This window comes from Achromobacter xylosoxidans, from assembly GCF_014490035.1.
Classification (GTDB): Bacteria; Pseudomonadota; Gammaproteobacteria; order Burkholderiales; family Burkholderiaceae_B; genus Achromobacter; species Achromobacter bronchisepticus_A.
In genome coordinates this window covers 5,304,507-5,324,001 of the sequence record NZ_CP061008.1, presented here as the reverse complement: position 1 = coordinate 5,324,001, position 19,495 = coordinate 5,304,507, and the positions used below count along the sequence as shown (strand labels likewise).

General features: G+C 67.8%; 19 protein-coding genes. 12 read left to right on the top strand and 7 right to left on the bottom strand.

What is annotated here, in order from left to right; translation table 11 throughout:
- Nucleotides 1–50 precede the first annotated feature (50 nt).
- Genes IAG39_RS24640 through IAG39_RS24620 form a run of 5 tightly spaced genes read right to left on the bottom strand, consistent with a single transcriptional unit; the run spans nt 51 to nt 4,424 of the window.
- The gene (locus tag IAG39_RS24640; protein WP_118931808.1) at nt 51–845 is read right to left on the bottom strand and encodes an SDR family NAD(P)-dependent oxidoreductase; all 795 of its coding nucleotides are present in this window, start codon (nt 843–845) and stop codon (nt 51–53) included.
- Nucleotides 845–1,639 (bottom strand): ABC transporter permease, encoded by a 795-nt coding sequence (locus IAG39_RS24635; RefSeq protein WP_059375092.1) that lies wholly within the window; start codon nt 1,637–1,639, stop codon nt 845–847. Before IAG39_RS24635 ends, IAG39_RS24640 begins: the two co-directional genes overlap by 1 nt.
- Nucleotides 1,627–2,436 carry an ABC transporter permease gene (locus tag IAG39_RS24630; protein ID WP_059375089.1) on the bottom strand — a complete coding sequence of 270 codons (810 nt, stop codon included), beginning with the start codon at nt 2,434–2,436 and terminating at the stop codon, nt 1,627–1,629. The genes IAG39_RS24635 and IAG39_RS24630 overlap by 13 nt, the downstream gene beginning before the upstream one ends.
- Nucleotides 2,429–3,352: an NAD(P)-dependent oxidoreductase gene (locus IAG39_RS24625; RefSeq protein ID WP_118931809.1), complete on the bottom strand. Its 924-nt coding sequence runs from the start codon at nt 3,350–3,352 to the stop codon at nt 2,429–2,431. Before IAG39_RS24625 ends, IAG39_RS24630 begins: the two co-directional genes overlap by 8 nt.
- Nucleotides 3,353–3,371: 19 nt before the next feature.
- The gene (locus tag IAG39_RS24620) at nt 3,372–4,424 is read right to left on the bottom strand and encodes a substrate-binding domain-containing protein (protein WP_118931810.1); all 1,053 of its coding nucleotides are present in this window, start codon (nt 4,422–4,424) and stop codon (nt 3,372–3,374) included.
- Nucleotides 4,425–4,646: 222 nt separating this feature from the next.
- On the opposite strand from IAG39_RS24620, the gene IAG39_RS24615 reads away from it, so the two are divergent.
- From IAG39_RS24615 to IAG39_RS24565, 11 genes are all read left to right on the top strand, one after another.
- Nucleotides 4,647–5,699 (top strand): ABC transporter substrate-binding protein, encoded by a 1,053-nt coding sequence (locus tag IAG39_RS24615; RefSeq protein ID WP_059375080.1) that lies wholly within the window; start codon nt 4,647–4,649, stop codon nt 5,697–5,699.
- 30 nt (nt 5,700–5,729) lie between these two features.
- Nucleotides 5,730–7,043: a histidinol dehydrogenase gene (gene hisD, locus IAG39_RS24610; protein ID WP_118931811.1), complete on the top strand. Its 1,314-nt coding sequence runs from the start codon at nt 5,730–5,732 to the stop codon at nt 7,041–7,043.
- A 7-nt stretch (nt 7,044–7,050) separates the two neighbouring features.
- Entirely contained in the window at nt 7,051–7,824 is a 774-nt protein-coding gene (locus IAG39_RS24605; protein ID WP_059375074.1) for an SDR family NAD(P)-dependent oxidoreductase, read from the top strand.
- A gap of 24 nt (nt 7,825–7,848) precedes the next feature.
- Entirely contained in the window at nt 7,849–8,838 is a 990-nt protein-coding gene (locus IAG39_RS24600) for an alcohol dehydrogenase catalytic domain-containing protein (RefSeq protein WP_118931812.1), read from the top strand.
- A gap of 1 nt (nt 8,839) precedes the next feature.
- Nucleotides 8,840–9,730, top strand: coding sequence for an ABC transporter permease (locus IAG39_RS24595; RefSeq protein WP_223283228.1), 891 nt, complete (start codon nt 8,840–8,842; stop codon nt 9,728–9,730).
- Nucleotides 9,718–10,536 (top strand): ABC transporter permease, encoded by an 819-nt coding sequence (locus IAG39_RS24590; protein ID WP_118931813.1) that lies wholly within the window; start codon nt 9,718–9,720, stop codon nt 10,534–10,536. Before IAG39_RS24595 ends, IAG39_RS24590 begins: the two co-directional genes overlap by 13 nt.
- Before the next feature lie 69 nt (nt 10,537–10,605).
- Entirely contained in the window at nt 10,606–11,688 is a 1,083-nt protein-coding gene (locus IAG39_RS24585) for an ABC transporter substrate-binding protein (protein WP_118931814.1), read from the top strand.
- 36 nt (nt 11,689–11,724) lie between these two features.
- Nucleotides 11,725–12,543 (top strand): ABC transporter ATP-binding protein, encoded by an 819-nt coding sequence (locus tag IAG39_RS24580; RefSeq protein WP_054450398.1) that lies wholly within the window; start codon nt 11,725–11,727, stop codon nt 12,541–12,543.
- 12 nt (nt 12,544–12,555) lie between these two features.
- Nucleotides 12,556–14,784 carry a thiamine pyrophosphate-dependent enzyme gene (locus IAG39_RS24575; RefSeq protein ID WP_118931815.1) on the top strand — a complete coding sequence of 743 codons (2,229 nt, stop codon included), beginning with the start codon at nt 12,556–12,558 and terminating at the stop codon, nt 14,782–14,784.
- A 23-nt stretch (nt 14,785–14,807) separates the two neighbouring features.
- On the top strand, nt 14,808–15,260 hold the full coding sequence (locus tag IAG39_RS24570; protein ID WP_059375061.1) for a VOC family protein: 453 nt from the start codon (nt 14,808–14,810) through the stop codon (nt 15,258–15,260).
- 58 nt (nt 15,261–15,318) lie between these two features.
- Complete coding sequence (locus tag IAG39_RS24565) at nt 15,319–16,674, top strand: alpha/beta fold hydrolase (protein WP_187523934.1); 1,356 nt, start codon at nt 15,319–15,321, stop codon at nt 16,672–16,674.
- Nucleotides 16,675–16,722: 48 nt separating this feature from the next.
- Here IAG39_RS24565 and norR read toward each other — a convergent pair whose 3' ends face one another.
- A complete protein-coding gene (norR, locus tag IAG39_RS24560) occupies nt 16,723–18,246 on the bottom strand; it encodes a nitric oxide reductase transcriptional regulator NorR (protein ID WP_118931900.1) in 1,524 nt (507 codons plus the stop codon).
- A 152-nt stretch (nt 18,247–18,398) separates the two neighbouring features.
- On the opposite strand from norR, the gene ytfE reads away from it, so the two are divergent.
- Nucleotides 18,399–19,079 carry an iron-sulfur cluster repair protein YtfE gene (gene ytfE, locus IAG39_RS24555; RefSeq protein WP_059375052.1) on the top strand — a complete coding sequence of 227 codons (681 nt, stop codon included), beginning with the start codon at nt 18,399–18,401 and terminating at the stop codon, nt 19,077–19,079.
- A 25-nt stretch (nt 19,080–19,104) separates the two neighbouring features.
- On the opposite strand, the gene IAG39_RS24550 is transcribed toward ytfE, so the two are convergent.
- A complete protein-coding gene (locus tag IAG39_RS24550) occupies nt 19,105–19,413 on the bottom strand; it encodes a DUF1272 domain-containing protein (protein ID WP_059375050.1) in 309 nt (102 codons plus the stop codon).
- Nucleotides 19,414–19,495: the final 82 nt, after the last annotated feature.

The window sequence follows — 19,495 nt, the reverse complement described above, 5'->3', positions numbered from 1 at the left end:
GCGCGCCCTGCCAAGGGAAACGCCGGGCGGACCCGGGCCGCTCCCAACGCTCAGGCAGTTCGCGGCAAGCCCCCGTAGGGCGCCCACCCTGATCCGGCGATGACGCCGCCGTCGCAAGGGATGGTGGCGCCGGTGATGACCGCGGCCGCGGGCGACAGCAGGAAGAACACGACGTCTGCTATCTCGCGCGGCTGCATCAGGCGGCCTAGCGGCGTGGCGTTCAGGATCGGCGTCATGTCCCGCTCCCCCTGCCGCTCCTTGGGTTTCAGGAAGGGCGTGTCGGTCCAGCCGGGCGCGATGGCGTTGACGCGCAAGCCGCGGCGCGCCCAGTGCACCGCGAGGGCTTCGGTCAGATTGACCACGGCGGCCTTGGCCGGACCGTAGGCCAGCACCGGGCCGGGGCGGAACGACAGCACGGACGCCACGTTGACGACCGCCCCGCGTCCGCGTTCGGCCATCGCGCTGCCGAATACGCGGCAGGCGATATAGGTGCCTTTCAGATGGGAATCCACCACACGGGCCCAGGCCTCCACCGGATAGTCTTCGATGGCGGTTGGAACCTGGGCGATACCGGCGCAGTTCACCAGTCCGTTGACCGCGGGCAAAAGGGCGGCAAGCCGTTCCTGAGTGGCCCGCAGTCCGGCCTCGTCCAGCACGTCGCCCGGGGCGGCCACCGCGCGCGGTCCCAGTTCCCGCGCCAGCGTGTGCGCGGCTTCCTGGTTGAGGTCCAGGATCGCGGCGTAGCCGCCTGCCTCGATCACGCGCCTGCATACCGCCGCGCCGATGCCGCTGGCGCCGCCCGTGACGATGACCGACAGGGTCGAGTCCGATATTGCGTGGTCCATCAGCGTCCCCAGCGCGCCTTCAGGCGCTGTTCAAACATGCGCAGCGCAACGTCGATGCAGATGCCGACGATGCCGATGGCGATCATGCCGGCCATGACGATATTGGTGGCGACGTTGAGCTGCCCCTGGACCATCATGTAGCCGATGCCGTTGCCCACCACGATCAGTTCCGCGCCCACCAGCGATTGCCAGCCGATGCCGGCGCTGACGCGCAGGCCGGCCAGGATGGACGGCAACGAGGCCGGCAGCAGCACTTCGGCCACGATGCGCGGGCCGCTGGCGCCCAGCGTGCGCGAGGCTTCCAGCAGCCGCGTGTCGACGAACTTGGCGCCGCGATAGGCGCTGATCAGGCAGGGCGGAAAGGCGCCGGCGAAGATGATCAGGGTGGGGCCGCCGATGCCGGTGCCGAACCACAGGCCGGCGAACGGCACCCAGGCGATGGGCGCCACGAAGCGCAACGCATCGAAGAACGGACTGACCACGTCGTCCAGCCAGCGGTACCAGCCCATCAGCAGGCCCAGCGGTATGCCTACCGCCGCGGCCAGCAGGAAGCCGCAGGCGAAGCGGTAGAGGCTGGCGCCCAGGTGCGTCCAGAGCGTGGCGCCGGAATAGGGTTCGCTGCTGTACTGCGCGATGGTCTGCAGCACGGTCAGCGGGCCAGGCAGGTAATTGGGCGGGAAAACGCCTGCCACGCTCAGCAGGTGCCAGGCCAGGAAGAAGCCGGCCAGCCCCAGGCAGGACAAGCCGAAGGTGAAGGCGGGCGGGTCGCCCGAGGTGCGTGTCAGCGTAGCCATGGCAAGGCCCTCTTTTCGATCCATTCCAGTCCGCGCGTCATCACCGCGCCCAGCAGGCCCACCCAGACCATGGCGTACAGGATCATGCCGGGCCGGATGTCCAGCGCCGCGGTGTCCAGCACCTTGCCCAGGCCGATGAAGGCGCCGATGAGTTCCGCCGCCACCAGCGTCATCCACGCGGTCTGCAGCGACAGCCGCAGGCCGGTGAAGATCATGGGCATGGAACCGGGTATCAGGACCTCGCGCAGCATGCGGACCGGATTGCCCGCGCCGTGCACGCGCGCGGCCTCGATCAGCGTGGGGTCGATGTTGCGCACGCCTGCATAGGTGTTGATGACGGCAGGCGTGAAAGAAGACACCCAGATCAGGAAGATCTTCGCCGGATCCCCCAGGCCCAGCCAAAGGATGGCCAGCGGAATCCAGGCCAGCGGCGGTATCGGACGCAGCAGCGAGAATACCGGCCCGACCAGGGCGTCGATGCGCTTGCTGAAACCCATCAGCAGGCCCAGCGGGACGCCGGTGCCGATCGCGACCAGAAATCCCAGGAACACCAGGCGCAGGCTGTGGCCGATGTGCTGGAACAGCGTGCCGCCGGCGTAGCCCGAATCGCGCGAGAGCTGCACCGCGGCCTGCCAGGTGGTGAGCGGGGTGGGAAAGCGCGCGCCATTGACCAGGCCCAGCGCCGACACGATCCACCAGGCGGCAAAGGCGATGGCGACGGCGGCCACGCCCACGGTGACGCGGCGGCGTGATGCGCGCGGCCGCCGCGCGGGCAGGGTTGCGATGTGCTCACTCATGGCCGGACCCCGCGGCCTCGCGGTCCAGGTGGGCCACGTCTTCGAGCAGCAGCAGCATGGCGGTGCAGTCCTGCTCCTGCCGTCCCCACGACTTGGCAAGCGCGAACATCTCGCGGGCGTAGCCGCCCAGGCCCAGCGGCGCGCCCACCGAGGCCGCCAGGTTCATGGCCAGGTTGATGTCCTTGTAGCCCATGCGCATGGGGAAGTCGGGGCTGATGTCGCCCGCCAGTACCTTGCCGGGGAAATTGGTCAGGAGCTGCCCGCGCCCCGCAGTGGTGTTGGACAGCACCTTGACGACGGTGGCGCGGTCCAGTCCGAGCTTGGCGGCGAACATCAGCGCTTCGCCCGTCAGCACCATGCCAACCATGGACATGTAGTTGTTGACCAGCTTGAGCCGGATGCCCGAACCGAAAGCGCCCACATGCACGATTTCGTTGGCCATGGCGGCGAAGATGGGCGCGGCCTGGACGAAGTCGGCCTGCGCGCCGCCGGCCATGATCAAGGCCTTGCCCTGCGCCGCCTCGCGCGGCGTGCGGCCCACGGGCGCATCCATGCAACGCAGGCCCAGGGCCGCGAGATCGGCGGCGATGCGGTCGGTCTCGACCGCGTCGCCGGTGCTCATTTCGATGACCAGGGCGCCCGGATTCAAGCCCGCCGCCGCGCCATCGGCGCCGAACAAGGCGTCGCGGACCTGGGCCGAGGTGGGCAGCATGGTGATCGCCACGTCGCAGCCGCGCGCGGCGTCCAAGGGCGTGGCGGCCCGCCGGAAGCCGGTGTCGGCCAGGCGCTCCATGGCTGCGGGAACGACGTCGTAGCCTGAAACTGCATACCCCTGCGCGGCCAGGTTGCGCAGCATCGCGCTCCCCATGACGCCCAGGCCCAGGAATGCAATGCGGGGTGATTCGATGTGTTCCATGGGGCTTGCTCCGTTGTGGTCAGCGGCCTAGCCGCGCACTGGCGCTGTTGCGCGGCGGCGCGGTAGTGTCGCGGACGATCAATTCCAGTTCGATGCAGACATTCTCGGGCGGCGTGTTGGCGTCGGCTGCCAGCAGAATGTTGGCGGCGCGCTGGCCCAGCTCGAAGGCCGGCACGTTCAGGGTGGTGATGCCGGGCCGGCAATGAGCGGCCATTTCGATGTTGTCGAAGCCCGTGATCGAGATCTGCTCGGGCACGCGCAGGTTTTGCCACAGGCATTCCTGCAGCGCGCCATAGGCCAGGATGTCGTTGCCGCACATGACCGCGGTGGGCGGCTCGGGCAGGCGCAGCAGGGTGGCCATGGCGCGGCGGGCTTCGGGCACGGTGTAGGGCTTTTCGATGACGTACTGCGGCGGCAGTTCGATACCGCGGCGCGTCAGGGCGCGTGTGAAGCCGGCCACGCGGTCGGCGGCGCGGTCGTTGTCCTTGGATATGCCGGCAATCACGCCGAGGCGGCGGTGGCCGATGTCCAGCAGGTAGTCGGCGATGCGTTGCGCCGCCGCGGCGTTGTCCCAGCCCACCATGGGCCAGGGATCGGCGGCGTCGTAATGGCAGGTGGTGACGAAGGGGATGCCCTTGGAGTGCAGCAGTTCGTAGAGTTCCGGGTCGCGGCTGCGGCCGACCAGCATCATGGCGTCCACGCCGCGCTCGATCAGCGCGCGCACTTCGCCCGCTTCGCGCGCCGGGCTGTAGTTGGTGCTGGCCAGCAGCAGCTGATAGCCGTGTTCGTGGATCGCCTGCTGCATGCCGTCGACCAGCTTGGCGAACAGGGCGCTGTCCACCGTGGGGATGATGGCGCCCATGGTCCGGGTCTTGCGGGAAGCGAGCGAACGGGCTGCGCCGTGCGGTACGTAGCCAGCCTCGGCCAGCAGGGCCATGGCGCGCGCGCGCAGGTCGGGCCGCACTTTTTCCGGGTGGTTCAACACCCGCGACAACGTTGCCGACGAGATGCCGCCAGCGACGGCGATGGACTTCAGGGTGTCCCCGGATAGGGGCGCGGATTTTCGCTTCATTTTTTGAAAGCGCTTTCAGAAATTTGATGGTGTGAATATACAGTTATTGAAACGCTACGGTCTATCTCTAGGGTTTTCTCGGGGTTGAACGGGATTCTTGCGCGCTTATTCTTTGTATGCGCTTTCAAAAAACCGAGCCCGGACGCAGATCCGGGCCTGCTATCCGGGGAATGTCGCGGCAGCTCGCGCATGCAGACCGGAATCCACTATCGGAGACTAAGCATGTCGAGAATCCCCCGCATCCTGGGTCTGTGCCTGGCGCCGCTGGGCGCCTTGTTGTTGAGCCCGTCCGTGTCGGCCCAGACGCCGACTCCCATCAAGGTCAGCTACCAGATTGCCTATTGGGCGCTACCGATCTACATCGCCACGGAAAAGAACTGGTGGGCGGAAGCCGGCCTGAAGCCGGAGTTCGTGGTGTATCCGGCGGGGGCGCAGCAGATTGCCGGCGCCGCGTCCAAGTCCTGGGACGTGGGCGGAACGGGATCTCCGCCCGCGGTGCTGGGCGCGCAGCGCTATGGCATCGTGACGCTCGGCGTCACCAATGACGAATCGACCGCCAACGGCGTGATGGCGCGCAAGGAAAACGCCGCCGCCGTGCGCAGCAACGCGGCCAAGGAAGTGAAGGGCAAGCAGATCCTCCTCAGTCCGAACTCGACGGGCGAATACGCCACCATGGCCTGCCTGAAGAAATGGGGCATGCAGCGCAGCGACGTCAGCGTGGTGACGCTGGCCCCGGCGCAACTGGTGTCCGCCTACACCGGAGGTAACGGCATGCTGGCCGGCACCTGGGCGCCCAATTTCTACACGCTCAACGAACAGATAGGCGCGGAAGTCGTGTGCAGCGGCAAGGACGCGGGCGTGATGATTCCAGGCGCGCTGGTGGCGCGCGGCGAATTCGCCCAGCAGAATCCGGACGCGGTCGCCAAGTTCCTGGCGGTATACCTGCGGGCCGTCAGCTTCGAAAAGAACAACAAGGCGGAAGCCATGGGCTACCTGCGCAAGCTGTTCCAGGCCAACGGCATCAAGCTCAACGACGGCTACCTGGGGCAGGAGCTGGAACGGCCGATCTTCACGCTGGATGAACAGCTCAAGCTGATGTCGCGCAGCGGCGGCAAGTCCACACTGGATAACGCCTACGAGGCCCTGTCTGGCTACTTGAAGAGCGTGGGCACGCTCACCGAGGTGCCGGATCCCAAGGCCTACATCACGGACGACTACATGAAGCGAGTCGACCAGACGCCGGCGCTCAAGACCTTCGCCAACAAGACCAACTGAGCTTCATCCATTCTTCCGCGAGGCCATACCATGGCAGTAAGCAAGCTCAAATCCGCGTCCAGGCAGCCCCAGGGCAATGAGGCCGCCGCGCGCGAGGTCGCAGCCGAGATGCTGGCGAACATCAAGTCGGGCGGCGAGGCCGCGGTGCGCGACTACGCCCGGCGGCTGGATAAATGGGAGGGGGAAATTCTGGTCGGCCCCGCAGAGATGGAGCGGCGCACCGCGTCCATTCCCGACGGCATCAAGCGCGACATCGAGTTCGCCGCCGGCCAGGTGCGCAAGTTCGCGCAGGCGCAGATGGCTTCGGTGCGCGAGTTCGAATTGGAGCTCGCGCCCGGCCTGGTCGCGGGCCAACGCCTGATACCGGTCAATGTGGCGGGCTGCTATGTGCCTACCGGGCGCTACGCCCACATCGCCTCGGCCTACATGAGCATCGCCACGGCCAAGGCGGCGGGCGTGCCCATGGTCATCGCCTGCTCCACGCCCTACCGCGGCGAGGGCATACATCCGCAGGTGCTGTACGCCATGCAGGTGGCGGGCGTGGACGCCGTGATGACGTTGGGGGGCGTGCAAGCGATCGCCGCCATGGCCTACGGCCTGTTCACCGGCAAGCCGGCCGACATCATCGTCGGACCGGGCAACAAGTTCGTGGCCGAGGCCAAGCGCATGCTGTTCGGCAGCGTGGGCATCGACGTATTCGCCGGGCCTTCGGAGGTCTGCATCATCGCCGACGCGACGGCGGACCCGGCGATTGTGGCCTCGGACCTGGTCGGGCAGGCCGAGCATGGGCACGAATCGCCGGCCTGGCTGATCGCCACCGACCGCAAGTTGGCCGAAGCCGTGCTCAAGCGGGTGCCCGAACTGATCGCGTCCCTGCCGCCTACCGCAAGGGACGCGGCCGGCGCCGCCTGGCGCGACTACGGCGAGGTGGTGCTGTGCGATACGCGCGATGAGGCGGTCGAGGTCTCCGACCGCTATGCCAGCGAACACCTGGAGGTCCATTGCGAGGACCTGGACTGGTGGTTCCGGCATCTGACCTGCTATGGCTCGCTGTTCCTGGGCGAGGAAACCACGGTGGCGTTCGGCGACAAGGCCAGCGGCACCAACCACATCCTGCCCACCAAGGGCGCGGCGCGCTATTCGGGCGGCCTTTCGGTGCACAAGTTCATCAAGACCGTCACCTGGCAGCGCATGACGCGCCAGGCCAGCCGCGACACCGCCCAGGTGACGGCGCGGATCTCGCGCCTGGAAGGCATGGAGGCGCACGCGCGCACAGCGGACGACCGCCTGGCCAAGTACTTTCCCAAAGAGTCCTTCGAACTTGGCGAACCGGTGCGGGAGTGAAGCCATCATGCAGAACGACATGTTCCGCCTGTTCGACCTGGACGGCCGAGTTGCGCTGGTAAGCGGCGGCAGTTCCGGCATAGGCAAGGCCATCGGCCTGGCGCTGGCGCGGGCCGGCGCCAGCGTGGTGCTGGTGGCGCGGCGCGAGCAGGAGCTGGCTTGCGCCGCGGGTGAATTCGAAGCGCAAGGCCTGCGGGCGCGCGCCTTGTCCTGCGATCTGGCTGACCGCGATGCGTTGCGCGGCTTTGCCGCCCGCGCGGCCCAACCGTTCGGCGCGCCCGACATCCTGGTAAATGCCTCGGGCATCAACGTGCGCAAGCCCTTCGAGGACACGGCCGACGAGGACTGGGACCGCTCGCTGGCGATCAACCTGACCGCGCCGTTCCTGCTGACCCGCGCGCTGGCGCCGGCCATGCGCGAACGCGGCTGGGGCCGCATCGTCAATATCACCTCGCTGCAGTGCGTGCGCGCCTTTCCCGACAGCGCGCCCTATGGCGCGTCCAAGGGCGGCCTGATGCAGCTGACCCGCGCCATCGCCGAGTACTGGTCGCGCCACGGAATTACCTGCAACGCGATCGCGCCGGGCTTCTTCGAGACGCCGCTGACCGCGCCCGTGATGAGCGACCCGGCCCGGGTGCAGGCCCTGGCGGCCAGCACCATGATCGGTCGCAACGGCCGGCTGGAGGACCTGTACGGCGCGGCCGTGTTCCTGGCGAGCGAGGCGTCGGCCTACATCACCGGGCAGACCCTGTTCATAGACGGCGGCTTTTCGGCTCGCTGATCGGCATCTCCGTGGAGTCCCGCCATGAAAGCCCTTGTCTATACCGCGCCCGGCCAGCTGACTTACCGCGATGAACCCGACCCCGCGCCAGCGGACGGTGATGCGCTGCTGCGCATCGAGGCCGTGGGCATCTGCGGCTCGGACATGCACGCCTACCATGGACATGATCCGCGCCGCAGTCCGCCGCTGATCCTGGGCCACGAGTTCGTCGGCACGCTGGTGGGCGGCAGCCGCGCGGGCCAGCGGGTCACTGGCAATCCGCTGATCCACTGCGGCCAGTGCGATTTCTGCGTGCAGGGCCGCAACAATCTTTGCCGCAACCGCGGCATGGTGGGCATGACGCGTCCCGGCGCGTTCGCCGAGTTCATGGCCATACCGGAGCGTTGCCTGATACCCGTGCCGCAGGACATGCCGGCCGCCGCGGCCGCGCTGACCGAGCCCGCGGCCACGGCCTTGCACGGCTTGGCGCTGGCGCAGCGGGCGCTGTTCCGGCCGCTGGCCGAAGCCCGCGCGCTGGTCGTGGGCGGCGGCGCCATCGGCCTCCTGACGGCGCTGCTGCTGCGCAGCCAGGGCTGCCGCGTCAGCCTGGCAGAGACCAATCCGTTGCGGCGCGCCTCGGCGCAGCGGCATGCGGGCTGCATGGCCTTCGATCCGCGCGAGGCTGCGCCCGAACCGGGCGCGTACGAATTGGTGGTGGACGCGGTGGGCGGCAAGCTTACGCGCGCCGCGGCGCTGGCCGCGGTGCAGCCAGGCGGCGTCATGCTGCACATCGGCCTGCAGGACTGGGCCAGCGAGATCGACATGCGGCGCCTGACGCTGGACGAGATCACCCTCATTGGCGCCTATACGTACACCAGCGCCGACCTGCGCGCGACAGTAGAGGGGCTGCATCGCGGCGCTTTCGGCGACCTGTCCTGGATCGAGGAGCGTGAGCTGGGTGCGGGTGCGCGGGCTTTCTCCGACCTCGATGGCGGACGCGCGGCGTCGGCAAAGATCGTGCTGAGGACGCATTGACATGGCCCGCCATCCTCTTTCCCCGCCCGCCGTCGGCGGCGTTCCGGCCGCCCTGGCCCTGCTCGACCGGAGCGCCGCCATGACCGTCGCCAGGCCACCCGCCCCTCCGCCCGCGCCGGTGCGCCGGCGCCTGTCCCTGCGCTGGCTGGTCAGCGGCGCGTCGGTCACGGCGCTGTTCCTGGCCTGGTACCTGGCCACGGGGCCGTTGGAGTTGTTGAGCCCGGTACAGCTGCCGTCGCCCGCCGACGCCTGGGACGCCCTGCTGGAGATCGCTGGGGAAGGCTATGCCGACGGTACGTTGTTGCAGCACATCGCGGCCAGCTCCGGACTGGTGCTGTACGGGTTTGCAGCGGCGGCGTTGACGGGGGTGCCGCTGGGCATCCTGATGGGGCAGAACCGGCTGGTCGAGGCCTACGTCAATCCGGTGTTCCAGATTGTCCGGCCGATCGCGCCCATCGCCTGGATTCCGCTGACCATCCTGTGGTTCGGGCTGGGCACCAGCGCCAAGGTCTTCGTCATCTGGCTGGCAGCCTTCGCGCCGACCGTGATCAATACCTACACCGGCGTGCGCAACATCGACGACACGCTGCTCCAGGCGGCGCGCGTCAATGGCGCGGCGGGCCGCCTGATGCTGCTGGAAGTCATTGTTCCAGGCGCGCTGCCCGCCATCTTCACGGGCCTGAGGACCTCGCTGCAGGCCTGCTGGATGGTGCTGGTGGCGGCCGAGCTGGTTGGCTCTTTCGTCGGCCTGGGCCATGTGCTGATCATCGCCACCCGCGACCTGAACTCGGGAATGATCGTGGTGGCCATGGCCGCCGTGGCCAGCATGGGCATGCTGATGTCGGCCCTGCTGGCGCAGGTCGAACGCAAGGTGATGCCATGGAAAGCCTGAGCCGCGCCGGCCCGTCCCGCGCGCGCGCCCTCGTGTCGCGCCGCGTGCTGGAACGCTGGCTGATGCCGGCGCTGGGCATCGCCACCCTGTTCGGCAGTTGGGCATTGCTGTCCGGGCTGGGCCTGGTGTCCCCGGCCTTCCTGCCTGGACCGTTGACGGTGCTGCGCAGCATGGCCGAGCACACGCACGAACCTTATGCGGGCTCGGTGCTGCAGATGCATCTGCTGGCCAGCCTGGAGAAATTCCTGATCAGCTTCTCCATCGCGGTCCTGCTTGGTGTCCCGCTGGGCTTGTTCATGGGGCGTTTCAAGGCGCTGGATTGGGCGGTGGCGCCGGTGTTCGAAGCCTTCCGCTTCATTCCCCCGATCGCCTGGGTGCCGTTCGCGATCTTCTGGTTCGGCACCGGATTCCTGTCGCCCACGCTGGTGATATTCGCCGGCGCCTTCGCGCCCTGTGTACTGAACGCCTATCGCGGCGCCAGGCAGATCGACCGCGCCTTGATCGAGGCCGGCCAGATGCTGGGGGCGGGGCGCTGGACGACGCTGACGGAAATCCTGCTGCCGGCCGCATTGGCGCACATCGTCGCTGGCATCCGCGTCGGCGCGGGGTTCGGCTGGCAGTCCTTGATCGGCGCGGAACTGATCGTGGGTTCGACCGGGCTGGGCTACATGATCGTGCAGGGCGGCAGCAATCTGGAGCCCGCCATCGTGATCAGCGGAATGATCACCATCGGCCTGATAGGCGCAGGCATCGACTACGGCATGCGCGCCTTGCAGCGCAGGGTGCAGCGCGACTGGTCGCGCTGACCCCGGGAACAAAGGAGGGAGTACAGGCAGGCAGTGCAGGCAGCGTCATTTCATACTGGAGAGAGACAGATGAAACACTACAAAGGCCTCAAGGCCTTGGCAGCGCTCGTGATCGGGTGCTGGCTGGGGGGACCCGGACAGGCGGCGGCCCAGGCCGCGCCGGCGGGCGAGGAACTGTTCACCATCCGCATCGGTCAGCAGCCGCAGCGGTGGGCGCTGGAGTGGTACATCGCCAGCGAGAAGGGGTGGTGGAAGGAGGTGGGCCTGAAGCCTGAGATCTCGACCTTCGCTTCCGGCGCGGTCGAAATCGCGGCGGGCGCGTCCGGATCATGGGACGTGGGCGGGGCGGGCAATATTCCGTCGCTGCTGGGCGCGTCGAAGTATGGCTTGCAGACCATAGGCATCGCCGACGGCGAGGCCGCCATCATTACGCTGATGGCCACCAAGGACCGGGCGGACGAGTATCTCAAGAACCCGGCGCTGCTCAAGGGCAAGACCATTCCCGTCACCAGCAACTCCACGGGCCAATGGGGCGCCACGGAATGCCTGTCGCAGAAGTTCGGCCTCAAGCCCGACGACTACCGTTTCGTGAACCTGTCGCCGCCCGACATCAATGCCGCGGTAATGAGCGGCAAGTACGACATTTCCTCGGTGTGGGCTCCCAATACCTACATCCTGGAAGAGGCCATAGGCGCAAAGGTGATCTGCACCGGCGCCGAGCTGAAGATGCCTATCCACAGCTACCTGTTCACGACGCCGGACTTCGCCAAGAAACATCCCGACAAGGTCGCCCGCTTCCTGGCGGTCTACCTGCGCGCGGTGGCCTGGCAGCGCGCGCATCCCGAGGAGGCCCAGGCGTATCTGAAGGCCTTCTTCGGCAGCGTGGGCGTGAAGTTCCCCGACAAGTACCTGGCGCAGGAATTGCGCGACCGTCCGGCTTTCGACCTGGCGGAGCAGACCAAGTTGTTTGCGCCGGGCCCGGGCGGCTCCTCGGAGATCGTGGGCTGGTGGAACAGCGTGGGGGAATTCATGGTGTCCGTGGGCGTGGTCAAGAAGATCCCCGATCCCAAGACCATGGTCACGGGCAAGTATCTGCAGATGATCCAGGACGATCCCAAGCTCAGGGCCTTCGTCGCCGATGTCGCCAGGTAAGCCGGCGGCCGCGGTTCTCAACAAAGGAACGCAAGCATGAGTCAGATTACTTTCGAACGGGTGCAGCGCACGTTCAGCCGGGGTGGGGAAAGCTTCCTGGCCCTGGATGACGTGAGTTTCGAGGTGGGCGAGAGGGAGTTCGTTTCGATCGTCGGGCCGTCCGGCTGCGGCAAGACCACGCTGATGCGCATGGCGGCCGGCCTGGAGTTTCCCTCGGCCGGCAGCGTGCGGGTGGGTGGCAAGGAAGTCGAGGAACCGGGACCGGACCGCGCCGTCGTGTTCCAGCAGTTTGCACTGTTTCCCTGGAAGACCGTGACCGAGAACATTGGCTTCGGCTTGAAGTGCAAGGGCGCCTCGCGCGAGGCGCGGGCGCGGACCGTGGCGCGCTACATCGAACTGATGGGCCTGGCGGGCTACGAGCAGGCCTATCCGCACCAGCTGTCCGGCGGGATGCAGCAGCGCGTGGCCATCGCCCGCAGCTACGCGCTGGATCCCGACGTGCTGCTGATGGACGAGCCCTTCGGTGCGCTGGACGCCCAGACCCGCGTGGTGATGCAGGAAGAACTGGTCAAGCTGTCCCGCCTCAATCCGCGCACCGTGCTGTTCATTACCCACAGCGTGGAAGAAGCGGTGTATCTGTCCGACCGCGTGGTGGTGCTGACCGGCCGCCCGGGACAGATCAAGGAAATCATCAACGTGGCCGACGTGCGCAAGCGCGAGGACTGGGACAGCATGGAGCGGATCGAGGACGTGATGGACATGGAGGCATTCGTGCACCTGCGCACGCACATCTGGAAGTTGCTGCGCGCGCAGGAAACCGAACCGCTGGATGCCGCCCTGGCCGCGGCTCACTGAAGGGAAGCGTAGATGAAGCACATCAATGAAGGCGCGGCGCCTGCCGCGAAACCCTCGCGGCTTGCCGCCCTGCACACCGACACGCCATGGTGGCGGCTTACCGCCACCGCCGCGGATGCGGGGGCCATCGCGCCGCGCGAGATGGTCCGCATGCTGGAGCAGTTGATACTGATCCGGCGCTTCGAAGAGAAGCTGCTGAAGCTGAGCGTGGCCGGCATCCTGCATGGTCCGGCGCATTCCAGCATCGGCCAGGACGGCGCCGCCGTGGGCGCCATGTCGGTGCTGGAGTCGGCCGACAAGATCAACGGCACCCACCGCATGCACCACCAGTTTCTTGCCAAGGCGCTGAACCACGCCACACCGGCGGACTATTCGCCGTTGGACTCGGAAACGCTGGATTCGCACCGCGAGGTGGTCTACCGGACTTATGCCGAGATCCTGGGCCTGACGCCGGGTTATTGCGGCGGCCGCGGCGGTTCCATGCATCTGCGCTATCCCGAGGCCGGCATCTATGGATCCAACGCCATCGTGGGCGGCAATCCGTCGCATGCGGTGGGTTACGCCTTTGCCGACAAGCTGCGCGGGCGCGATCATGTGTCGGTGGCCTTCTTCGGCGACGGCGCCATGCAGAGCGGGGCGGCTTACGAGGCCATGAACCTTGCGGCGCTCTACAACGCTCCCACCATTTTCTTCGTGGAAAACAACCTGTACGCCGTGTCCACCCACGTGTCGGAACAGACGCGCGAAACCCGCTTGTCGGCGCGCGGCCTGTCCCTGGGCGTGCCGGCGATCGAGTTCGACGGCATGGACGTGGTGGCTGCGCGCCTGGCCATGCAGGAAGCTCGGGCCATCATCCGCCGCGACGGCGGGCCGGTGCTGCTGGAAGCGCAGACCTACCGCTACCTGCACCAGTCGGGCGCGCTCAAGGGCAGCGCGTTCCGCTACCGCGACAAGGACGAGGAAGAGGCTTGGGGCGCGCGCGATCCCATGTCGATGTTTCCCGCGCAGCTGAAATCGCTGGGCCTGATCGACGATGCCGGCATCGCCCGCCTGGAGCGCCGCGCGGACGAATTGATAGACGGCGCGCTGGGGCGGCTGCTGGAGCATTACGGCGACGAGGCGGCGCAACGCATCCGGCCGGAACTGTGGCCGGACCCGGCCAGCGTGGACAGCGGTATCCGCGGCAACCTGGGCGAACTCGCGGGCCAACGCGCCATCGAGCTGGAGGAGCAGACGCCAGCGAGCCTGGCGGACGCCAAGTTCCAGGACGTGATTTCGCGCGCCATGCTGCTGAACATGCAGCGCGACGACGGCATCTTCATCCTGGGCGAGGATGTGCATCGCCTGAAAGGCGGCACGGCCGGCGCTACCAAGGACATAGGCGATCACTTTCCGGAACGCCTCATCGGCACGCCCATCTGCGAGAACGGTTTCACTGGCCTGGCCTTGGGCGCGGCGTTGAACGGCATGCGGCCCGTGGTGGAGATCATGTATCCCGACTTCGCGCTGGTGGCCGCGGACCAGCTGTTCAACCAGATCGCCAAGGTGCGCCACATGTTCGGCGGCAAGTTCGCGGTGCCGGTGCTGGTGCGCAGCCGGGTCACGGCGGGCACCGGCTATGGCTCGCAGCATTCCATGGACGCCAGCGGCCTGTTTGCCCAGTATCCAGGGTGGCGGATCCTGGCGCCATCGCGTCCCTATGACTATATCGGCCTGCTCAACGCCGCGCTGCGCTGCGACGATCCGGTCCTGATGGTGGAATACAACGACCTGTTCAAGACGGTAGGCAAGGTGCCCGCCGAGGACTGGGACTACATCGTGCCGATCGGCCGGGCCCGGGTCGCGCGCGAGGGCGCACGCTGCACCATCCTGACCTACGGCGTCATGGTCGAGGTCTGCTGCCAGGCGGCGGAACGTACGGGCATCGACGCCCAGGTGATAGACCTGCGCACGCTGGATCCGCTGGGCATCGATTGGGACACCATCGCGGCCGGCGTCAAGCGCACGCAGGCGCTGATGATCGTGGAGCAGACTACCCGCGGCACCTCGATCGGCTCGCGGGTGGCGAGCGAGGCGCAGTCAAGGCTGTTCGACTGGTTGGACCACGAGATCGTGCACGTTACGGGCGCCAATTCCTCGCCCGTGGTCTCCAAGGTGCTGGAGCGCGCCGCATTGGCGGACGCGCAGGCCGTGGAGATGGCCCTGAAATCCATGGACAGCCGCCGCGGCGGCGCCCGCTGAACCGGACGCCATTGGAGAGAAAAATGCTCAAGGACAAACTGCTAGCCACGCATCACACGGCCGTCTGCGTCAATGATTTCGAACGCGCGCGCAACTTCTATACCGGCTTTCTCGGCTTCGAGCTGGAGGGCGAGATGGACCACCGCAGCGAACCCGCGCTGGGCGAAGTGGTCGGCCTGCCGGGTGCGACCATACGCTGGGCCATGCTGCGCCATGGCGGACACCGGGTGGAACTGTTCAAGTACTACACGCCGGAAGGCGACAGGCAGCCCCGCCGCCAATGCGATTTCGGCTACAGCCACGTGGCCTTCGAAGTGGAGGACGTGGATGCCGTATACGAGCAGGCCACGCGCGCCGGCTATGAAAGCGTGTCCTCGCCGCGTGTCATGCGGCAAGGGCGCACCAAGGTGTTCTATCTGATGGAGCCGGAAGGCGCCATCACGGAGTTCATCCAGTTCATGAATCCGGCGGCCTGACGCTGCGCTGGCGCAACTCCGCTTGCCGGGGCGCGCATCGATCTTCGAAGGAACAAGCATGACGAGAACGCTGGATATGGTCGTCCCGCCGACAGGCGAGGCCCTGGACGCTGCCCGCCTGGTCGCCTGGATCGTGGCGCCTGGGCAGGCCTTCAAGACGGGCGACGTGCTGGTCGAAATCGAGACCGACAAATCCATCATCGAGGTGCCCGCGCACGACGACGGGGTCATGGTGGAACATCTGGTCGCGGTGGACGGCCTCGTCAACGCGGATACAGTGATCGCGCGGGTACAGATGGAAGGCGAGGCTGTGGCGGCGAGCGCGGGCGGCGCGGCGGCGCAATCCGCGGCAGCAAAGCCTGCGGATGCTGCGGCGGCCGTTGCCGCGGCGGCCGCTGCCGCGCGGACGCCGGCGGCCTCGCCGTCGTTGGCGCATCCTGTCGCGCAGCCTTCGGTAGACCGCAAGTTCGCCACCCCCGCCGCCCGCCGCGTCGCGGCCGAGCGCGGCATCGCACTGGACGCAGTGGCGGGGACCGGGCCCAACGGCCGCGTGACCGTGGCGGATGTCGGTCAGGCAAGCGCCAGCGGACAGGGCAGCATGCAGGCCCGCGGCGCGCCAGGAGAAAAGCGCGAGGCCTGGGCGTACACCCGCCACGGCGAAGTCCGGTTCACGGTGTGGGAAGGGGGGCGCCCGGGCAGCCAGACGGCGGTGTTGATCCACGGCATGTTCGGCGACCGCGACGCCTGGGCCAGCCTGGCGCATGCGCTCAGCCGCGCCGGACTGCGCGTGCTGGCGATGGACCTGCCTTGCCATGGTGCCACGCGTTCGCAGGCCACGCGCTTCGAACATATCGTCGATGCGGTGGCCGACACGGTGGCGTCCCAGTGCATCGGGCCCGTGAACCTGATCGGCCATTCTTTTGGCGCGGCGGTGGCGGCCCGGGCGGCATCCCGCCCCGGCATGGCCGTGGATAGCCTGGTCCTGATCGCGCCGGTCGGGCTGGGCACTGAAATCGACCAGAGCTTTCTGACGGGCATGACGCATGCCGGCACCAACGAGGCGGCGCAGCGCGAGCTGCAGAAGCTCACCGTCTCCGGCATGACGCCGTCGGGAAATTTCATCGACGCCTTGCGCCAGAGCACGCAGGCGCGGCGCGAGCCCCTGATCGAACTATGCCGGGAGGTGGGCTGGAACGGCGTGCAGCAACTGAGCATCGCAGCGGACCTGGCCAGCCTGCAGTGCCGCTGCACGTTGATCCACGGGCGGCGCGACGCCGTCATCCCCTGGCGCCACGCGCTGAATGCGCCAGCCAGGACCGCGCTGCATCTGCTGCCGGATGCCGGCCACATGCCGCAATGGGAGGCCGGCAAGCTGGTGGCGGATATCGTGCTCGGGGCGATGGCGCGGCCCTGATGGTATGGCGGTTGGGGCTTGGCGTTTGCCGGGACGGCCGGCGCGGAGTCAGCCCTTCAGCCCGATGCGCCGCGCCAGCTTGTGCAGATTGCTGGAGTCCACGCCCAGTGCGCGCGCGGCATGGGCCCAGTTGCCCTGGTGCGTTTCCAGCGCCCGGCGGATGGCCTGGCGCTGGCAGGCGTCCACGGCCTCGCGCAGCGTCTGGTCAGGACCGGCGGGCGCGTCGGCGTCCTCCTGAGGCGCGGCCAGCGGCATGTCGCCGTCGGACAGGTCCAGCAGCTTGGCGCCCAGCGTCACGATCTCGTTGCGCGTGGCGCCGTGGCTGACGGCCTTGATGGCGGCGCGGCTGATGACGTGCTCCAGTTCGCGCACGTTGCCGGGCCAGCGGTAGCGGCGCAGCATGTCCTCGGCCTCCGGCGACAGCCGCAGGCTGCGCAAACCCAGGCGCGCGCGGTTCAGTTCCAGGTAGCGGCCCGCCAGCAGCAGCACGTCGTTGCCGCGGTCGCGCAGCGGCGGAATGGGGATGGGATAGACCGATAGCCGGTGATAGAGGTCGGCGCGGAAATCACCGACCCGCACCAGGTCGCGCAGGCTGCGGTTGGTGGCGGCCAGGATGCGCACGTCGACGCGGCGCGGCCGGTCGTCGCCCAGGCGCTGGATTTCGCCGTTCTGCAAGGTGCGCAGCAGCTTGGCCTGCACCAGCAGCGGCAGTTCGCCCACTTCGTCCAGGAACAGCGTGCCGCCATTGGCGGCTTCGAAGCGGCCGGGCCGGTCGGCCACGGCGCCCGAGAAGGCGCCCTTGGCGTGGCCGAACAATTCGCTTTCGGCCAGCGATTCGGGCAGCGCGGCGCAGTTCACATGCACCAGTGGCTTGTCGCGGCGGCGCGAGAGGCGATGCACGCGATGCGCGAACAGTTCCTTGCCCACGCCGGTTTCGCCCAGCAGCAGGATGGGCAGCTCGGAATCCGCCACCACCTGGATTTCGTGCAGCAGGCGGCCGATGGCTGCGCTTTGCCCCAGGATCTCGCTGTTGTCGGCGACGGCGCTGTCGGCCGGTTCGGCGCCGCGCGCCACGCGCAGCGCGCGGATTTCGGCTTCCAGGCGCGTGGTGCGCAAAGCGGCTTCCAGCAGCACGATGTAGTCGCGCAGGTCGGACTGGGCCTCGGCGTCGAAGGTGCCGACTTCCAGGGCGTCCAGGGTCAACACGCCCCAGGGGCGGCCCTCGATGTGCAGGCTGGTGCCCATGCAGTCGTGCACCGGCAGCGGTTCCCCAGCCATGCCGTTGATCAGGCCGTCATAGGGATCGGGCAGGGTGCTGTCGTGGTGGAAACAGGTGACGCCGCGCCGCGCCAGGATGGCCGCCAACCGCGGATGCTGTTGCACGGCGAAACGGCGGCCCAGGGCGTCTTGCGTCAGGCCATCCACCGCGATGGGGCGTAGATGGTCTTCCTCCAGTTGCAGCAGCGCCACCGCGCCGCAGCGGAAGTGCGTGCGCAGGCTGGACACCAGCCGCTGCAGGCGGACGGCGGGGGGCAGGTCGGCGACCAGATCGGCGAGCAGGAGGTTTTGCATGGGGTGAATTTTACCGTTCGGGGTGGATAAAACCTCGACCTGCCAGGGTGATATTCACCCTTTAATTTGCAATTCATTGATAAATAGCAAGTTTTTCCTGGCACGGATTTCGCATTGCTTCCAGTACCCGTCACGAACTATGGAGAGACGCGATGAGCATGGTTGAGCAATCCCTGGGCCAATTGGCCCGCAGCATCCCCGGCGCCACGCAGGTGTTTCATGAGTACCAGCTGGACTTCTGCTGTGGCGGCAAGAAGAGCCTGGCCGAGGCGGCGGCCGAGCGTTCGTTGGACGCGGCGCAGATCGAGGCGCGCCTGATGGAGCTGGCGCGCAGCCCGTCCCACGAAACGGATTGGGGGCTGGCCTCGCCGGCCGAACTGGTCGACCATATCCTGGCGCGCTACCACGAGGTGCACCGCCAGCAATTGCCCGAGCTGATCCGGCTGGCGCTGAAGGTGGAGCAGGTGCACGCCGACAGCCCTGACTGCCCGACCGGCCTGGCCGATCACCTGCGCGTGATGCAGCAGGAGCTGGAAAGCCATATGCAGAAGGAAGAACAGGTGCTGTTCCCGATGCTGGCCCGCGGCCATGGCGCCATGGCCGGCATGCCCATCATGGTCATGCGCGCCGAGCACGACGACCACGGCGTGGCGCTGGAACGGCTGCTGGCGCTGACCCACGACATCACGCTGCCGCGCGCCGCATGCAACACGTGGCGGGCGCTGTACCTGGGATTGCGTACCTTCAAGGAAGACCTGATGGCGCACATCCACCTGGAAAACAACATCCTGTTCGAGAACGCGGCCAGCCCGGCGGCGCACGCGCACAGCTAGCGCCCGCGTTCGGGTGTTGCAGCCGCTAGCGGCGTTCCGGCGGAACGCCGTCCAGGCTGCGGCGCAAGGCGTCGTGCGCGGCCAGGTCGACCGGACGATGCTTGCGCTCGGTGCTGGCCGGGTACTTGCCCAGGAAGTTGCCGCCCTTGCGGTCGCTGGCGGGGCGGACCGGCCGGGGCGCGAAGCCGCCGCCGCAATTGGGGCAGACATTGCCCAGCAATCCTTCGGCGCAAGCGGCGCAGAAGGTGCATTCAAAACTGCATATGCGGGCGGCGGCGGAGTCTGGCGGCAGCGCCGCATCGCAGTGTTCGCAGCTGGGTCGCAAGGCAAGCATGTGGCCTCCTGGGGGCAATAGTCGGGTCCAGCCGCCAGGGTAGGCCGGGCTGCCCGGCCGCGCCATCGGGGTTACGGACAGA

What these genes read in the sequence shown, in the direction of transcription:
- IAG39_RS24640 (WP_118931808.1), bottom strand. Translation starts at nt 845, where the DNA reads ATGGACCACGCAATATCGGACTCGACCCTGTCGGTCATCGTCACGGGC.
- IAG39_RS24635 (WP_059375092.1), bottom strand. Translation starts at nt 1,639, where the DNA reads ATGGCTACGCTGACACGCACCTCGGGCGACCCGCCCGCCTTCACCTTC.
- IAG39_RS24630 (WP_059375089.1), bottom strand. Translation starts at nt 2,436, where the DNA reads ATGAGTGAGCACATCGCAACCCTGCCCGCGCGGCGGCCGCGCGCATCA.
- IAG39_RS24625 (WP_118931809.1), bottom strand. Translation starts at nt 3,352, where the DNA reads ATGGAACACATCGAATCACCCCGCATTGCATTCCTGGGCCTGGGCGTC.
- IAG39_RS24620 (WP_118931810.1), bottom strand. Translation starts at nt 4,424, where the DNA reads ATGAAGCGAAAATCCGCGCCCCTATCCGGGGACACCCTGAAGTCCATC.
- IAG39_RS24615 (WP_059375080.1), top strand. Translation starts at nt 4,647, where the DNA reads ATGTCGAGAATCCCCCGCATCCTGGGTCTGTGCCTGGCGCCGCTGGGC.
- hisD (WP_118931811.1), top strand. Translation starts at nt 5,730, where the DNA reads ATGGCAGTAAGCAAGCTCAAATCCGCGTCCAGGCAGCCCCAGGGCAAT.
- IAG39_RS24605 (WP_059375074.1), top strand. Translation starts at nt 7,051, where the DNA reads ATGCAGAACGACATGTTCCGCCTGTTCGACCTGGACGGCCGAGTTGCG.
- IAG39_RS24600 (WP_118931812.1), top strand. Translation starts at nt 7,849, where the DNA reads ATGAAAGCCCTTGTCTATACCGCGCCCGGCCAGCTGACTTACCGCGAT.
- IAG39_RS24595 (WP_223283228.1), top strand. Translation starts at nt 8,840, where the DNA reads ATGGCCCGCCATCCTCTTTCCCCGCCCGCCGTCGGCGGCGTTCCGGCC.
- IAG39_RS24590 (WP_118931813.1), top strand. Translation starts at nt 9,718, where the DNA reads ATGGAAAGCCTGAGCCGCGCCGGCCCGTCCCGCGCGCGCGCCCTCGTG.
- IAG39_RS24585 (WP_118931814.1), top strand. Translation starts at nt 10,606, where the DNA reads ATGAAACACTACAAAGGCCTCAAGGCCTTGGCAGCGCTCGTGATCGGG.
- IAG39_RS24580 (WP_054450398.1), top strand. Translation starts at nt 11,725, where the DNA reads ATGAGTCAGATTACTTTCGAACGGGTGCAGCGCACGTTCAGCCGGGGT.
- IAG39_RS24575 (WP_118931815.1), top strand. Translation starts at nt 12,556, where the DNA reads ATGAAGCACATCAATGAAGGCGCGGCGCCTGCCGCGAAACCCTCGCGG.
- IAG39_RS24570 (WP_059375061.1), top strand. Translation starts at nt 14,808, where the DNA reads ATGCTCAAGGACAAACTGCTAGCCACGCATCACACGGCCGTCTGCGTC.
- IAG39_RS24565 (WP_187523934.1), top strand. Translation starts at nt 15,319, where the DNA reads ATGACGAGAACGCTGGATATGGTCGTCCCGCCGACAGGCGAGGCCCTG.
- norR (WP_118931900.1), bottom strand. Translation starts at nt 18,246, where the DNA reads ATGCAAAACCTCCTGCTCGCCGATCTGGTCGCCGACCTGCCCCCCGCC.
- ytfE (WP_059375052.1), top strand. Translation starts at nt 18,399, where the DNA reads ATGAGCATGGTTGAGCAATCCCTGGGCCAATTGGCCCGCAGCATCCCC.
- IAG39_RS24550 (WP_059375050.1), bottom strand. Translation starts at nt 19,413, where the DNA reads ATGCTTGCCTTGCGACCCAGCTGCGAACACTGCGATGCGGCGCTGCCG.